Below are 13,686 nucleotides of genomic sequence, written 5' to 3'. Positions count from 1 at the left end.
TGGCGACCGCTAGCCTTCTCGAAGAGGCGGTCCCTCTAGGGGACCGGCTCTTGGCGACCACCAGCCCTTGGGCCGAACAGGAAAGGACGGCGAACCGCCGTGTACCGCTGGGAGATCACTCGGGCCGCGCTGGCCCAGCGGATCCTCGCCACCATCCGCGCCGACAGCTACGACCATGCCGCCGGGATGGCCGACACCCTGCTGTCCGCCGGGATCACCACCTTGGAGATCTCCTTAACCACTCCTTTCGCGCTGGAGGCGGTCACCACACTGGTGCGCGAGGTCGGTGACGAGGCGATCATCGGGGCGGGCACGGTGCTGGACGGTGCCTCGGCCCGGATGGCGGTCGACGCCGGGGCCCGCTTCCTGACCGCGCTGAACCTCGACCCCGAGGTGATATCCACCGGGCACCGCTACGGGATACCGGTCTTCCCCGGCGCGGCGACGGTGAACGAGATCGTGCGCGCCATGGAACTGGGCGCCGACGCGGTCATGGTGTTCCCCGCCTCCGCCGTGGGACCCGACTGGCTGGCGGACGTCCGTGCCGTACTGCCGCAGGCGCCGATGCTGCCCGCCGCGGGCATCACCCCGCAGACCGCACCGCGATGGCTCGCCGCCGGTGCGGTGGCGTGCGGCCTGGGCGCCCCGCTGGTGGAGGGCGACCGGGAGACGGTGGCCAAGCGGGTGGCCGACCTGCTCGGCCGTATCGCCGAGCCCGTGGAGTAAGCAGCCTGGGTTCGGCCACAACTGCCGTTCGCCGGACCCTTGTTGGACGTTAGCCTGTCGCGAGTTCCGGAAGAGAGGGCGTGTGGTGGGGGAACACGAAGTGATCGATCTGGCCGCGTTGGGCGAGGACTTCGTCCGCGACCCCTATCCGGTCTACGCGGCGCTGCGCGAACGCGGTCCGGTGCACCGGGTGCGAATACCCGAGGGCGCCGAGGCATGGCTGGTCGTCGGCTACGAGGCGGGACGCGCCGCGCTGACCGATCCGCGGCTGTCGAAGCAGTGGAAGATGGCCGCCGCCGACTTCCCGCTCACCAGCCCGGCCGCCGGGCCGCACATGCTCAACTCCGATCCGCCGGACCACGCCCGGCTGCGCAAGCTGGTGGTCAGGGAGTTCACCACGCGCCGGGTCCAGGGCCTGGCCCCGCGGGTCCAGGAGATCACCGACGGCCTGCTGGACACCATGCTGACCGCACCGGACGGCCGGACCGACCTGGTGGAGTCGCTGTCGTTCCCGCTGCCGATCTCGGTGATCTGCGAACTGCTCGGGGTGCCGACGCTCGACCGGGTGGCGTTCCGCGACTGGTCCAACACCGCGCTGTCGGCCACCGACCCCGCCGTACGGTCCGCGGCGGCGCAGGAGCTGACCGGCTACCTGGAGCGGCTGCTGGACGGCAAACGGCGGCACCCCGGCGACGACCTGATGAGCGCGCTGATCCGCACCACCGACGAGGACGGTGACCGGCTCTCACCCGACGAACTGCGCGGCACCGCCTGGCTGTTGCTGGTCGCGGGGCACGAAACCACGGTCAACCTCATCTCCAACGGCGTACTGGCCCTGCTCACCCACCCCGGCCAACTGGCCGCGCTGCGCGCCGACTTCACGCTGATCGACAACGCGGTGGAGGAGATGCTGCGCTGGGACGGCCCGGTGGAGACCCCGACGTACCGCTTCACCACCGAGCCCTGCGAGGTGGGCGGCACGGTCATCCCCGGTGACGGGCAACTGGTGCTGGTCGCGCTCGCCGACGCGGACCGCGATCCGGACCGTTTCCCCGAGCCGAACCGCTTCGACATCCGCCGACCCGCCGGTGGCCATATCGCCTTCGGCCACGGCATCCACTACTGCCTGGGCGCGCCGCTGGCCCGGCTGGAGGCCCGGATCGCCATCCGCACGCTGCTGGAGCGCTGCCCCGACCTCGCCCTGGACGCCGACCCGGCGGCCCTGGCCTGGCGGGACGGCATGCTGATCCGCGGCCCGCGGCGGTTGCCGGTTCGGTTCACGCCCGATGGGAGGTCCTAGTATCGCGGCATGGCCAACCTCTACGACATTCCGCTGCGCACCCTCGCCGGTGAGCCCGGCTCGCTCGCCGACCATCGGGGAAAGGCGCTGCTCATCGTCAACGTCGCCTCCAAGTGCGGTCTCACCCCGCAGTACGCGGGCCTTGAGCGCCTGCACAAGCGTTACGGCGATCGTGGCTTCACGGTCCTCGGCTTCCCCTGCAACCAGTTCGGCGGCCAGGAGCCGGGTACCGCCGAGGAGATCGAGACCTTCTGCTCCTCCACCTACGGTGTGAGCTTCCCGCTCTACGCGAAGGCCGACGTCAACGGGGCCGACCAGCAGCCGCTGTACGCCGAACTGACCCGGTTCGCCGACTCCGAGGGCGAGGCGGGACCCGTCCAGTGGAACTTCGAGAAGTTCCTGATCGCCCCCGACGGTACGGTGGCCGCACGGTTCCGGCCGCGTACCGACCCGGAGTCGGAGGAACTCGCGGCCGCGATCGAGGAGTTGCTGCCCAGCTGAGCGCGAGGAGGAGGGGGACGGCGTCCCCCTCCTCTCCTTCACAGCTGTTTGGCGATCTCCTCCAACTGCACCGGGCGGCCCTCCAGCCGGGACAGTTCGCACGCCTCGGCGACCAGCAGGGCGTGCAGCGCCTCGCGCCCCGAGCAGGGGTTGGCGGCCCGGCCCGCGGCGGCCTCGACGAACGCGGCCAACTCCGCCCGGTAGGCGCTCTCGAAGCGCTCGAGGAATCCGGTCCACGGCCGCTCCGGTCCCGCCGGACCGCCGGGTTCCGCGGAGGTGAACGGGGTGCGGTCGTCCAGGCCGACGACGAACTGCTCCCGCTCACCGGACAGTTCCATCCGCACGTCATAGCCCGCGCCGTTGTAGCGGGTGGCCGTCGCGGTGACCAGGGTGCCGTCGTCCAGGGTGAGCAGGGCGGCGGCGGTGTCCACGTCGCCCGCCTCGCGGAAGAACGCCGCGCCACCGGCCGAGCCGCGGGCGAAGACCTCCACCACCTCGCGACCGGTCAGCCACCGCACCGCGTCGAAGTCATGCACCAGGCAGTCCCTGATCAGCCCGCCGGACAGCGGCAGGAACTCCGGCGGCGGCGGAGCGGGGTCCGAGGTGACGGCCCGGATGGTGTGCACCCGGCCCAGCCTTCCGTCCCGGTAGGCGGCGCGGGCGGCCAGGTATCCGGCGTCGAAGCGCCGCTGGAAGCCCATCTGCAACATGGTTCCGGCGGCCTCGACCGCGTGCAGCGCGCGCAGCGTGCCCGCCAGGTCCAGCGCGATGGGCTTCTCGCAGTACGCCGGGAGACCGGCGCGGGCGGCGCGGGTGATCAGCTCGGCGTGCGCCGAGGTGGCCGAGGCGATCACCACCGCGTCCACCCCGCAGGCGAACAGGCCGTCCACCGACCCGGTCGCCCGGGCCCCGACGCGTGCGGCGACCTCGACGGCCCGGGCCGGATCGGCGTCGGCCACCACCAACTCGCTCACGGTGGGCAGTGCTCGCAGGGCTTCGGCGTGGAACGAGCCGATCCGGCCGGTGCCCACAAGTCCGATTCGCATGGCGGTCCTCAATCAGGTGTGCCGTCAGGGGAGTTCAGCGGTACAGCGCCGGGCGTTCGATCATCTCCACCGGCACCCTGCGGCCCTCGGTCTGCGCCCGCACCCCGGCTTCGCAGACCGCCGCCGCGGCGTAGCCGTCCCAGGCGCTGGGACCCACGACCTCGCCGCGCCGGGTGGCGTTGACCCAGCTCTGCACCTCGCGGTCGTACGCCTCCTCGAACCGCTCCACGAAGTCCGGGGCGATGCTGCCGCCCCAACGGCCCTCGGTGTTGGTGAGCAGCGAGTGCGCCTCGCCGATCCGCGCGGTGCCGCGCTCGCAGACCACCTCGGCCTGAACCTGGTAGCCGAAGCGGCAGTTGACGTTGATCTCGGTGTCCACCAGCGCGCCGCCGTCCGTCTCGAAGATGACGAACTGCGGGTCGTCCAGGCCCTCCGGCGCGTTGCCGGACGGGGTCGGGCGCAGCACGGTGACGGCGGTGATCTCCTGGTCGAGCAGCCAACGGGTCGTGTCCATCTCGTGCACGACCGAGTCGTTGATCAGCATGGCGTTGGTGAAGCCGGGCGGGGTGGAGGCGTTGCGGTGCCGGTTGTGCACCATCAGCGGGCGGCCGAGCTCGCCCCCGGCCAGCAGCGACTTCAGCCGCAGGTACTCCGCGTCGTAGCGGCGCATGAAGCCGACCTGCACCCTGCGGTGCCCCAGCCGCTGCTCGGCCTCAAGCACCCGCAGCGTGGAGGCCGCGTCCGGGGTGAGCGGCTTCTCGCACAGCACGGGCAGATCGCGCTCGAACGCGGCCAGCAGCGCGGCCTCGTGCGCCGGTCCCGGGGAGGCGATCAGCACCGCGTCCACGGCGGGGGCGGCCATGGCGGCGGCCGGGTCGGTGTAGGCGGTGCACCCCTCGATGCGGTCGGCGATGCGTTTGGCGCGGTCGGCGTCGATGTCCACCACGGCGGCGACGCGCGCTCCGCTGGTCACTTCGTCGATACGGCGCACATGGTCGGCCCCCATCCGTCCGGTACCGATCACGGCTACGCCGAGTGTGTTGTGCATTGCTCTGGTTCGTCCTTCCGGGGCCTACGGGTTGCTTGTCGGGGGCCAGGAGAGCGGGATCCGGGGGGTTGCCCCCGTGGAACCCGTTGTCGCCGCTCCGGCCCGCCCGGCGGGGGCTAGGCCCCGCACGAGCGGAGGAAACGCCGCGTGCGCTGGGCGATCGGCAGTGGCTGGTCCGCGGGACACGGATACATGTCCTGTTCCACGATCGCGAAGAGATCCACGCCGAGGCCCTGCGCCGCCTCCAGCACCGGGGGCAGCTCCGGCACTCCGCGCGGCGGCTCGCACATCACGCCGCGCCTCACCGCGGGGCCGAACGGCACCCCGTTCGCGATCACGTCGGTGAGGATGTCGGGGTCCACCTGCTTCAGGTGCAGATAGCCGATCCGCTCGCCGTAGGTGTGGATCAGCTTGACGCTGTCACCGCCGCAGTAGGCGTAGTGGCCGGTGTCCAGGCACAGCTTGACCAGGTCGGAGTCGGTGGAGTCGAGGAAGCGGACGACATGCTCCTCGGTGTCGATGTGGGTGTCGGCGTGCGGATGGACCACGATGTCCAGCCCGTAGCGCTCCCGTACCTCGTGGGCGAGCCGCTCCATGCCGGTGGTCAGATGGCCCCACTGCTCACCGGTCAGCTCGCTGGGCTCGATCAGCTCGGCTGTCTTGTCGTCCCGCCAGAAGGACGGGATGACCACCAGGTGCCGCGCGCCCATCGCCTGGGTCAGCTCGGCGACCTCGGCGACGTGCGTCCAGGTGGCGTCCCAGACCGCCGGGCCGCGGTGCAGCGCGGTGAACACGGTTCCGGCGGAGACCTTCAGCGAGCGGCGGGCGAGTTCGTCGGTGAGCCGCTTGGGGTCGGTGGGCAGATAGCCGTACGGCCCCAACTCGATCCACTCGTAACCCGCTTGGCTGACCTCGTCCAGGAACCGGGTCCAGGGCACCTGCTGCGGGTCGTCGGGGAACCACACCCCCCAGGAGTCGGGTGCCGAACCGACCCGGATGCGGTCCAGTACGGGGGCGGAGCTGGTGGTCATCTGCGGTGCTCTCCTTGCCGGTTCAGGGGCGGGGTCAAGAACGAAGGTCAGGGGGCGAGGCGCCCTGGTGATCACTGCGCCCCGAGGGAGGCGGACGGCAGCTCGTCGGTGTCGACGCCGCGCACCTGGGCCAACTCGTGCTTGAGCGCGGCCAGTTCGGCGCCGCCCGCCATGTGGTGGGTCAGCTCTTCCAGGCCGACCTCGGCGCGTGCCGCGCTCAGCTCCAAAGTGCCCAGCCGCAGCACGGTGAAGTGGTCGCCGACCATGTAGGCGTGGTGCGGGTTGTGGGTGATGAAGATGACGCCGAGCCCTCGTTCCCGGGCCGCCGCGATGTACTTGAGCACCACACCGGACTGCTTGACGCCGAGCGCCGCGGTCGGCTCGTCCAGGATCAGCACCCGGGCGCCGAAGTGCACCGCGCGGGCGATCGCCACGGACTGCCGCTGGCCGCCGGACAGACTGCCGATCGGCTGCTCCAGGTCGTCCAGGACGATGCCCATGTTGCGCAGTTCCTCGTCGGCGGTCTTCTTCATCAGCGCGATGTCCAACCGGCGCAGCGGCCAGCGGCCCCGGGTCAGCTCGGAGCCGAGGAAGAAGTTCCGCCACACCGGCATCAGCGGCACGGTGGCCAGGTCCTGGTAGACGGTGGCGATGCCGCGGTCCAGCGCGTCGCGCGGCGAGCCCAGCCGTACCGGTTCGCCGTCGATGCGGAACTCGCCCTCGGAGTGCTGGTGCAGCCCTGAGATGATCTTGATGAGGGTGGACTTGCCCGCGCCGTTGTCGCCCAGCACGCAGCTCACCTGGCCGGGGCTGACGGTGAGGTCCACCCCGTGCAGCGCGCGGATGTTGCCGTACGACTTGCCGACGCCGCTCAGCTCGACGATGGGCGGCGAGGTGGTGCCGGAGGTTTCCTTGGTTGCCATGGTGATCACTTCCGGGTGGCCTGACGGCGGATCCACAGGTTGATGAGGGTGGCGCCCAGGAGCATGACCCCCAGGAACAGCTTGAACCAGTCGGGGTTCCAGTCGGCGTAGACGATGCCCTGGGTGACCATGCCGAACATGAACGCGCCGATGACCGTGCCGATCGCCGAGCCGTAGCCGCCGGTGAGCAGACAGCCACCGATCACCGCGGCGGCGATGTAGAGCAGTTCGTTGCCGACGCCCTCACCCGACTGCACGGTGTCGAAGGCGAACAGCTGGTGCATCCCGACGAACCAGGCGCCGAAGCCCACCGCCATGAACAGCGTGATCTTGGTGAACGTCACCGGTACGCCGACCGCCCGCGCGCTCTCCTTGTTGCCGCCCACGGCGAAGACCCAGTTGCCGTACTTGGTGCGCAGCAGTACCCAGGTGGCGAGGGCGGCGAAGACCAGCCACCACAACACGGTGATCTTGACCGACACCCCCGCGATGGTGATGTCGGAGGAGAAGACCGCCTTGGCCTGGTTGAACCCGTTCATGTCGCTGATCGAGTCGGTGGCGACATTGCCGGTGATCAGCTTGGTGACCGCCAGGTTGAGTCCCTGGAGCATCAGGAAGGTGCCCAGTGTGACCAGGAAGCTCGGCAGTCCGGTCTTCACCAGCAGATAGCCGTTGAACGCGCCGACCGCCAGCGAGAACACCAGCGCCACGACCACGCCCACCCAGACGTCCTGGGTGAGTTGGTAGCTGATCATGCTGGCGGTCAGTGCCGAGCTGACCACCCCGACCCCGGCTGACAGGTCGAACTCGCCGCCGATCATCAGCAGCGCCACCGGCAGCGCCATGATGCCGATGGTCGAGGCCTGGTAGAGCACCGTGGCCATCGAGTCGGCCTGCCGGAACGTCGGTGCCACGGCGAAGAAGAAGAGGAACACGGCGATGGCGCCGACCGCCACGCCGACCTCCGGCCGGGCCAGCAGTCTGCGAGCCGGTGAGCGCTGGGCGGTTCGGCCGTCGGTACTGGGCGGTACGGGGGCCGACTGCGCGTCGGCCGCCGACGCGGCCTGCTGGGTCATCGTCATCACCGGGTCCCGTTCCGCGCGAACTTGGCGATGGCCGCGACGTTGCCCTTGTCCACGAACGCCGGGCCGGTCAGCACCGGGGCGGTGCCGCCACCGCTGTAGTTGCCGTTGCTCTTGTAGAGCCACAGCGCGTCGATCGCGAGGTAACCCTGCAGGTACGGCTGCTGGTCGACGGCGAACTGGACCTTGCCGTCCTGCACGGCGGACACCAGGTCCTTGTTGAGGTCGAAGGTGGCCACCTTGGCCTTGCTGCCCGCGTCGGAGACCGACTGGGTGGCGGTGAGCGCGAAGGGGGCGCCGAGGGTGACCACCTCGTCGATCGAGTGGTCCTGCTGGAGCTTGGCGGTGATGGTCGCCTTCACCGACGGCATGTCCTGGCCGTTGACGTACAGCAGGTCGGTGGTGCCCTTGAAGTCCTTCTTCACGCCCGCGCAGCGGTCCTCCAGCGAGACGTTGCCCTGCTCGTGGACGACGCACACGACGTGGTGGGCGCCGAGCTGGTTGAGCTTGTCGCCGACCGCCTGGCCCGCGATGCTCTCGTCCTGTCCGAAGTACTCCAGCAGGCCCTGCTGCTTCCAGACGTCGATGCCCGAGTTCAGGCCGACCACCGGGATGCCGCTTTGCTCGGCCTTGGCCACCGCGTTCTTCATCGCGTCGGGCTTGGCCAGGGTCACCGCGATGCCGTCGACCTTCTGGTCGATCGCGTTCTGCACCAGGTTGGCCTGGTTGGCGGCGTTGGGGTCGGAGGAGTAGACGAGTTGGACGTTGTCCTTGGCGGCGGCGGCCTGGGCGCCCTTGCGCACCAGGTCCCAGAAGGTGTCGCCCGGGGCCTGATGCGTGATCATCGCGACCTTCATCCGGGGGGTGTTGGCGTGGCCCGCCGATATGCCGTCGGCGGTGTCTGCGGCCTTCTTGCCGCCGGAGCTGCTGGCGCATCCGGCGAGGATGAGGGTGCTCGCCGCCAGTACGGCGAGGGCGGCTGCTCTGCGGGGTGTGGCGGAACTTTCCATCGGTCCTGATACCTCGCTGCGGGGAAGGGGGAGCTGCGGGGAGGGAAGGCGGATCGGGGCAACACGGCCCGTTGCACAGCGGAGCCAACCTCGTACCGAGGGCCCTGTCAAGGGTTTGTTATGACATCAGTTCATCTCGACGTAACGACGGGATAACGCCAACGTGACGGGGTGAGGGCTCCGTCGGGGTTAGGACGTTCGAATGTAATGACAAAGCGTTGACAATGGCCGCGCGCAGCCGTTAGACCTGACTCGGCCGGGCGTTCGGACCGGCGCATGACGGACCACGAGGAGCCATGCCCATGACCGAGCCGTACGACCTGATCACGATGGGCCGGGTCGGGGTGGACATCTATCCACTGCAGACCGGCGTGCCGTTGCCGCAGGTCGAGACCTTCGGCAAGTTCCTGGGCGGCTCGGCGACCAACGTGGCGGTGGCCGCCGCCCGGCTCGGCCGGAGCAGCGCGGTGATCAGCCGCACCGGGCAGGACCCGTTCGGCACCTACGTCCACCAGGCGCTGAAGGAGTTCGGGGTGGACGACCGCTGGGTGACCCCGGTCGAGCGGTACCCCACCCCGGTCACCTTCTGCGAGATCTTCCCGCCCGATGACTTCCCGCTGTACTTCTACCGCCAGCCCAAGGCCCCCGACCTGGAGATCCACCCGGCCGAACTCGACCTGGACGCCATCCGTGCGGCCCGGGTCTTCTGGATGACCGGCACCGGACTGTGCGCCGAGCCCAGCCGCTCGGCCACCCTGACCGCGCTGCGCGCCCGCGGCAAGAGCGGCACCACGGTCTTCGACCTCGACTGGCGGCCGATGTTCTGGGACGGTCCGGACGCCAGGGAGACAGCGCGTCCGTACTACGCCGAGGCGCTGGCACACGCGACCGTCGCGGTCGGCAACCTCGACGAGTGCGAGGTCGCCACCGGCGTCCGCGAGCCCTGGGCCTGCGCCCGCGCCCTGCTGGCGGCAGGAGTAGAACTGGCGGTAGTCAAGCAGGGGCCCAGGGGCGTGCTGGCCGTGCATCGCGACGGCCGGTCCGCCGAGGTGCCGCCGGTGCGGGTGGAGGTGGTCAACGGCCTCGGCGCGGGCGACGCGTTCGGCGGCGCGATGTGCCACGGGCTGCTCGCCGGCTGGGAGTTGGACCGTGTGATGCGGTACGCCAACGCCGCCGGGGCGCTGGTCGCCGCCCGGCTCGCCTGCTCCTCCGCCATGCCCACCGAGTCCGAGGTCGAGGACCTCCTCGCGCATGGCTGACCCACTGCCCCACGTGAAAGCGAGCACCCCTTGAGCATCAGCATCAGCGACCTCGTCAAGGTGCGCACCCAGCACCCCGAGGCCATCGCCGAAGCCGCCGCGCGCAGGGTCCGTCGGCCTCTGATAGGACCGAGCGGTCGGCTGATGATCATCGCCGCCGACCATCCGGCGCGCGGCGCGCTCGCCGTTGGTGAGTACGAGTTGGCCATGGCCAACCGGGTCGACCTGCTGGAACGGTTGTGCACCGCGCTGGCCAGGCCCGGTGTGGACGGGGTGCTGGGCACCGCCGACATCCTGGAGGACCTGCTGCTGCTCGGCGCGCTCGACGGCAAGGTCGTGATGGGCTCGATGAACCGCGGCGGCCTGGCCGGAGCCTCGTTCGAGCTGGACGACCGGTTCACCGGCCACCGCGCGCAGGACATCGCCCGGTTGGGCTTCGACGCGGGCAAGCTGCTGCTGCGCCTCGACTACGCCGACGCCGGGTCGGTGAGCACCCTGTACTCCACCGCCCGGACCATCGACGAGATGGCCGAGCGGCGGCTGCCGGTCTTCGTGGAGCCGTTCATCTCCCGCCGGGTGGGCGGCAAGGTGACCAACGACCTGAGCGCGGCGGCCGTCACCAGATCCATCGCCATCGCCTCCGGCCTCGCCGGAACCTCCGCCTACACCTGGCTGAAGGTGCCGGTCACCGAGAACGTGGACGACATGGCCGCCGTCATGGAGACCTCCACGCTGCCCGCCGTACTGCTCGGCGGAGAGGTCGGCCGGGACCAGGAGGGGCTGTACGAGAAGTGGCGCAAGGCGCTGCGGCTGCCCACCGTGCAGGGCCTGGTCGTCGGCCGCTCACTGCTGTACCCGGCGCGCGGCAGCGTGGAGGCCGCCGTCGACACCGCCGTCGGACTGCTGTGAACCCGCCCAGCGGTCAGGAGACTTGAGAACCATGACCTGCGACTCCCAGGAATTCCACCGCACCGCCGCAAGCACCGCCGACGGCCCGTACACGGTGGACATCGACCCCGAACGAGCCGGTTGGGGCTACTCCGCACTGCGGGTGCTCGAACTGCCGCCGGGCGGTTCGCACTCGCTGGCCACCGGCGACAGCGAGTGGATCGTGCTGCCGCTCAGCGGTGGCTGCACCGTGGTGACCGAGGGACGCGCCTTCGAACTGCGCGGCAGGGACAGCGTGTTCAGCTCCGTCACCGACTTCGCCTATCTGCCGCGCGACGCGCACGCCCAGATCGCCAGCGGCGCGGGCGGCCGGTTCGCCCTCACCGGTGCTCGCTGCGAGCGCAGGCTGCCCGCCCGCTACGGACCCGCCGAGGACGTGCCGGTGGAACTGCGCGGCACCGGCAACTGCTCCCGCCAGGTCAACAACTTCGCCGCGGCAGGCGTGTTCGAGTGCGACAGGCTCATCGCCGTGGAGGTCCTCACCCCCGGCGGCAACTGGTCCTCGTACCCACCGCACAAGCACGACGAATGCCGTCCGGGCCAGGAGTCCCAACTGGAGGAGATCTACTACTTCGAGATCGCCGCCGCGCACGGCACGCCGGGCGTCGGCTACCAGCGGGTGACCCCCTCCGGGCACGGCGTCGGCCCGGACGTGCTCGCCGAGGTGCGCCACGGCGACACCGTGCTGATCCCCGACGGCTGGCACGGGCCGTCGATCGCCGCACCCGGCCACGACATGTACTACCTCAACGTGATGGCCGGTCCCGGCGCCGAGCGGGAGTGGCTGATCTGCGACCACCCCGACCACGCCTGGATCCGCGGCACTTGGGCCGGCCAGCCCGTCGACCCCCGGCTCCCCCTGTATCCCGCCGCTTCCAAAGGAGCGCAAGAGCGATGACCACACGACGGCTCACCGTCGCCCAGGCCCTGGTGGAGTTCCTGGCCCACCAGTACACCGAGCGGGACGGCCGCAAGTCCCGGCTGATCAGTGCCTGTTGGGGAATCTTCGGGCACGGCAACGTGGCGGGGCTCGGGCAGGCGCTGCTGGAGTCCGGCCGGTCCGCGATGCCGTACCTGCAGGGCCGCAACGAGCAGGCCATGGTGCACGCGGCGGTCGGCTACGCCCGGCAGTCCAACCGGCTGTCCACCCAGGCGGTCACCACCTCCATCGGCCCGGGCGCCACCAACCTGGTCACCGGCGCGGCACTGGCCACCATCAACCGCATCCCGGTACTGCTGCTGCCCGGCGACATCTTCGCCAGCCGCGCCAACGACCCGGTGCTGCAGCAACTGGAGGTGCCGTACGCGGGGGACGTCTCGGTCAACGACACGCTGCGGCCGGTCTCCCGCTACTTCGACCGCGTGATGCGTCCGGCGGCGCTGATCCCGGCGGCGCTGGAGGCGATGCGGGTGCTCACCGACCCGGTCGAGACCGGCGCGGTCACCCTGGCGCTGCCGCAGGACGTGCAGGCCGAGGCGTTCGACTGGCCCGAGGAGTTCTTCGCGGAGCGGGTGTGGCGGGTGCGCCGCCCGGCCCCCGACCCGGTGGAGCTGGCGGCGGCGGTCAGCGCGATCCGGGCCGCCCGGCGGCCGTTGGTCGTGGCGGGCGGCGGCGTCCACCACAGCGAGGCGGAGGAGGCGCTGCGGGCGCTGGTCGACGCCACCGGCATCCCGGTGGCCTCCACCCAGGCGGGCAAGGGCTCGCTGCGCTACGACCACCCGGGCGACGTGGGCGGCATCGGCCACACCGGCACCGCGGTCGCCGACGCACTGGCCCGCACCGCCGACCTGGTGATCGGCGTCGGCACCCGGTACACCGACTTCACCACCGCCTCCCGCACCCTGTTCGCGGCGGACGCGGTGCGCTTCGTCAACCTCAACGTCGCCGCCTTCGACGCCCACAAGCTGAGCGGCATCCCGTTGGTCGCCGACGCCCGTACCGGACTCCAGGCGCTCACCGAGGCCCTCGGCGGCCACCGCGTCGATGCGTCGTACGAGGCCGAGTACCGTACCGGCAAGGCCCGTTGGGAGCGGATCGTGGACGCCGCCTACGCGGCCGATGACGAGGACGCCCGGCCCACCCAGACCCAGGTGCTGGGCGCGCTGGACTCGGTGGTGGGCGACGAGGACGTGATCATCAACGCGGCCGGTTCGCTCCCCGGCGACCTGCACAAGCTGTGGCGGGCCCGCTCCCCGCGCCAGTACCACCTGGAGTACGGCTACTCCTGCATGGGCTACGAGATCCCCGCCGGGATCGGCGTGCGGCTGGCCGCGCCGGACCGGCCGGTGTGGTCGCTGGTGGGGGACGGCACGTATCTGATGATGCCCACCGAGATCGTCACCGCCGTCCAGGAGGGCGTGGGCGTCAACATCGTCCTGATCCAGAACCACGGCTACGCCTCCATCGGCGGGCTGTCCGAGCAGATCGGCGCCGAACGCTTCGGTACCGCCTACCGGTTCAGGTCCGAGGACGGCTCCTACGACGGCGAACCGCTGCCGGTCGACCTGGCCGCCAACGCCGCCAGCCTGGGGATGGACGTGATCCGCGCGGCGACCGTCCGCGAACTGCGCGCCGCCCTCGCCACCGCCCGCGCCTCGGACCGGCCGACGTGTGTGTACGTCGAGACCGAGACTGCCGCGGGCCGCGCACCGACCACACCGGGTGCCGAGGCGTGGTGGGACGTGCCGGTGGCCGAGACCGCGACCCGGCCCGCCGCCGTCAAGGCACGTGAGGAGTACGAACGGCAGCTGGCGACCCGGCGCCACCACCTGTGACCGCCGTCAGGGCCGAGATGCCCTCCCCGATCGGGAC

At 70.9% G+C, this 13,686-nt stretch carries 13 protein-coding genes; 7 read left to right on the top strand and 6 right to left on the bottom strand.

Going from position 1 to position 13,686, the window contains the following annotated elements:
• Window positions 1-99: 99 nt before the first annotated feature.
• The 3 genes from NON19_RS14135 to NON19_RS14125 all read left to right on the top strand — a co-directional run bounded on the left by NON19_RS14135 (window position 100) and on the right by NON19_RS14125 (window position 2,527).
• The gene (locus NON19_RS14135) at window positions 100-726 is read left to right on the top strand and encodes a bifunctional 4-hydroxy-2-oxoglutarate aldolase/2-dehydro-3-deoxy-phosphogluconate aldolase (protein ID WP_255927948.1); all 627 of its coding nucleotides are present in this window, start codon (window positions 100-102) and stop codon (window positions 724-726) included.
• A gap of 85 nt (window positions 727-811) precedes the next feature.
• The gene (locus tag NON19_RS14130) at window positions 812-2,026 is read left to right on the top strand and encodes a cytochrome P450 family protein (RefSeq protein WP_255927947.1); all 1,215 of its coding nucleotides are present in this window, start codon (window positions 812-814) and stop codon (window positions 2,024-2,026) included.
• A 9-nt stretch (window positions 2,027-2,035) separates the two neighbouring features.
• Window positions 2,036-2,527 carry a glutathione peroxidase gene (locus NON19_RS14125; protein ID WP_255927946.1) on the top strand — a complete coding sequence of 164 codons (492 nt, stop codon included), beginning with the start codon at window positions 2,036-2,038 and terminating at the stop codon, window positions 2,525-2,527.
• Window positions 2,528-2,565: 38 nt separating this feature from the next.
• Here NON19_RS14125 and NON19_RS14120 read toward each other — a convergent pair whose 3' ends face one another.
• The 6 genes from NON19_RS14120 to NON19_RS14095 form a co-directional block, all read right to left on the bottom strand.
• Window positions 2,566-3,573 (bottom strand): Gfo/Idh/MocA family protein, encoded by a 1,008-nt coding sequence (locus tag NON19_RS14120; RefSeq protein WP_255927945.1) that lies wholly within the window; start codon window positions 3,571-3,573, stop codon window positions 2,566-2,568.
• Between the two features lie 34 nt (window positions 3,574-3,607).
• A complete protein-coding gene (locus NON19_RS14115) occupies window positions 3,608-4,621 on the bottom strand; it encodes a Gfo/Idh/MocA family protein (RefSeq protein WP_255927943.1) in 1,014 nt (337 codons plus the stop codon).
• Between the two features lie 116 nt (window positions 4,622-4,737).
• Complete coding sequence (locus tag NON19_RS14110; protein ID WP_255927941.1) at window positions 4,738-5,652, bottom strand: sugar phosphate isomerase/epimerase family protein; 915 nt, start codon at window positions 5,650-5,652, stop codon at window positions 4,738-4,740.
• 71 nt (window positions 5,653-5,723) lie between these two features.
• Entirely contained in the window at window positions 5,724-6,575 is an 852-nt protein-coding gene (locus NON19_RS14105; RefSeq protein ID WP_255927939.1) for an ATP-binding cassette domain-containing protein, read from the bottom strand.
• A 5-nt stretch (window positions 6,576-6,580) separates the two neighbouring features.
• A complete protein-coding gene (locus NON19_RS14100; RefSeq protein ID WP_255927937.1) occupies window positions 6,581-7,657 on the bottom strand; it encodes an ABC transporter permease in 1,077 nt (358 codons plus the stop codon).
• Window positions 7,657-8,667, bottom strand: a complete 1,011-nt coding sequence (locus tag NON19_RS14095; protein WP_255927935.1) for a substrate-binding domain-containing protein — start codon at window positions 8,665-8,667, stop codon at window positions 7,657-7,659. Before NON19_RS14095 ends, NON19_RS14100 begins: the two co-directional genes overlap by 1 nt.
• Window positions 8,668-8,969: 302 nt before the next feature.
• Between NON19_RS14095 and iolC the strand changes: the two genes are divergently transcribed.
• From iolC to iolD, 4 genes are read left to right on the top strand one after another with little or no spacing between them, the layout of a single operon-like run.
• Entirely contained in the window at window positions 8,970-9,926 is a 957-nt protein-coding gene (iolC, locus tag NON19_RS14090) for a 5-dehydro-2-deoxygluconokinase (RefSeq protein ID WP_255927933.1), read from the top strand.
• Between the two features lie 30 nt (window positions 9,927-9,956).
• Window positions 9,957-10,835, top strand: a complete 879-nt coding sequence (locus NON19_RS14085) for a Cgl0159 family (beta/alpha)8-fold protein (protein ID WP_255927931.1) — start codon at window positions 9,957-9,959, stop codon at window positions 10,833-10,835.
• A gap of 31 nt (window positions 10,836-10,866) precedes the next feature.
• A complete protein-coding gene (gene iolB, locus NON19_RS14080; RefSeq protein ID WP_255927929.1) occupies window positions 10,867-11,772 on the top strand; it encodes a 5-deoxy-glucuronate isomerase in 906 nt (301 codons plus the stop codon).
• Entirely contained in the window at window positions 11,769-13,649 is a 1,881-nt protein-coding gene (iolD, locus tag NON19_RS14075) for a 3D-(3,5/4)-trihydroxycyclohexane-1,2-dione acylhydrolase (decyclizing) (RefSeq protein ID WP_255927927.1), read from the top strand. The genes iolB and iolD overlap by 4 nt, the downstream gene beginning before the upstream one ends.
• Window positions 13,650-13,686: the final 37 nt, after the last annotated feature.

The organism is Streptantibioticus rubrisoli, from assembly GCF_024436055.1.
Lineage (GTDB): Bacteria > Actinomycetota > Actinomycetes > Streptomycetales > Streptomycetaceae > Streptantibioticus_A > Streptantibioticus_A rubrisoli.
The sequence above is the reverse complement of the archived record's forward strand: the minus strand, read 5'-3'. Positions and strand labels throughout refer to the sequence as shown.

Bases quoted from the DNA above. Each gene is read 5' to 3' on its own strand.
- NON19_RS14120 (WP_255927945.1), bottom strand. From the start codon at position 3,573: ATGCGAATCGGACTTGTGGGCACCGGCCGGATCGGCTCGTTCCACGCC.
- NON19_RS14125 (WP_255927946.1), top strand. From the start codon at position 2,036: ATGGCCAACCTCTACGACATTCCGCTGCGCACCCTCGCCGGTGAGCCC.
- NON19_RS14100 (WP_255927937.1), bottom strand. From the start codon at position 7,657: ATGACGATGACCCAGCAGGCCGCGTCGGCGGCCGACGCGCAGTCGGCC.
- NON19_RS14105 (WP_255927939.1), bottom strand. From the start codon at position 6,575: ATGGCAACCAAGGAAACCTCCGGCACCACCTCGCCGCCCATCGTCGAG.
- iolC (WP_255927933.1), top strand. From the start codon at position 8,970: ATGACCGAGCCGTACGACCTGATCACGATGGGCCGGGTCGGGGTGGAC.
- NON19_RS14110 (WP_255927941.1), bottom strand. From the start codon at position 5,652: ATGACCACCAGCTCCGCCCCCGTACTGGACCGCATCCGGGTCGGTTCG.
- iolD (WP_255927927.1), top strand. From the start codon at position 11,769: ATGACCACACGACGGCTCACCGTCGCCCAGGCCCTGGTGGAGTTCCTG.
- iolB (WP_255927929.1), top strand. From the start codon at position 10,867: ATGACCTGCGACTCCCAGGAATTCCACCGCACCGCCGCAAGCACCGCC.
- NON19_RS14095 (WP_255927935.1), bottom strand. From the start codon at position 8,667: ATGGAAAGTTCCGCCACACCCCGCAGAGCAGCCGCCCTCGCCGTACTG.
- NON19_RS14115 (WP_255927943.1), bottom strand. From the start codon at position 4,621: ATGCACAACACACTCGGCGTAGCCGTGATCGGTACCGGACGGATGGGG.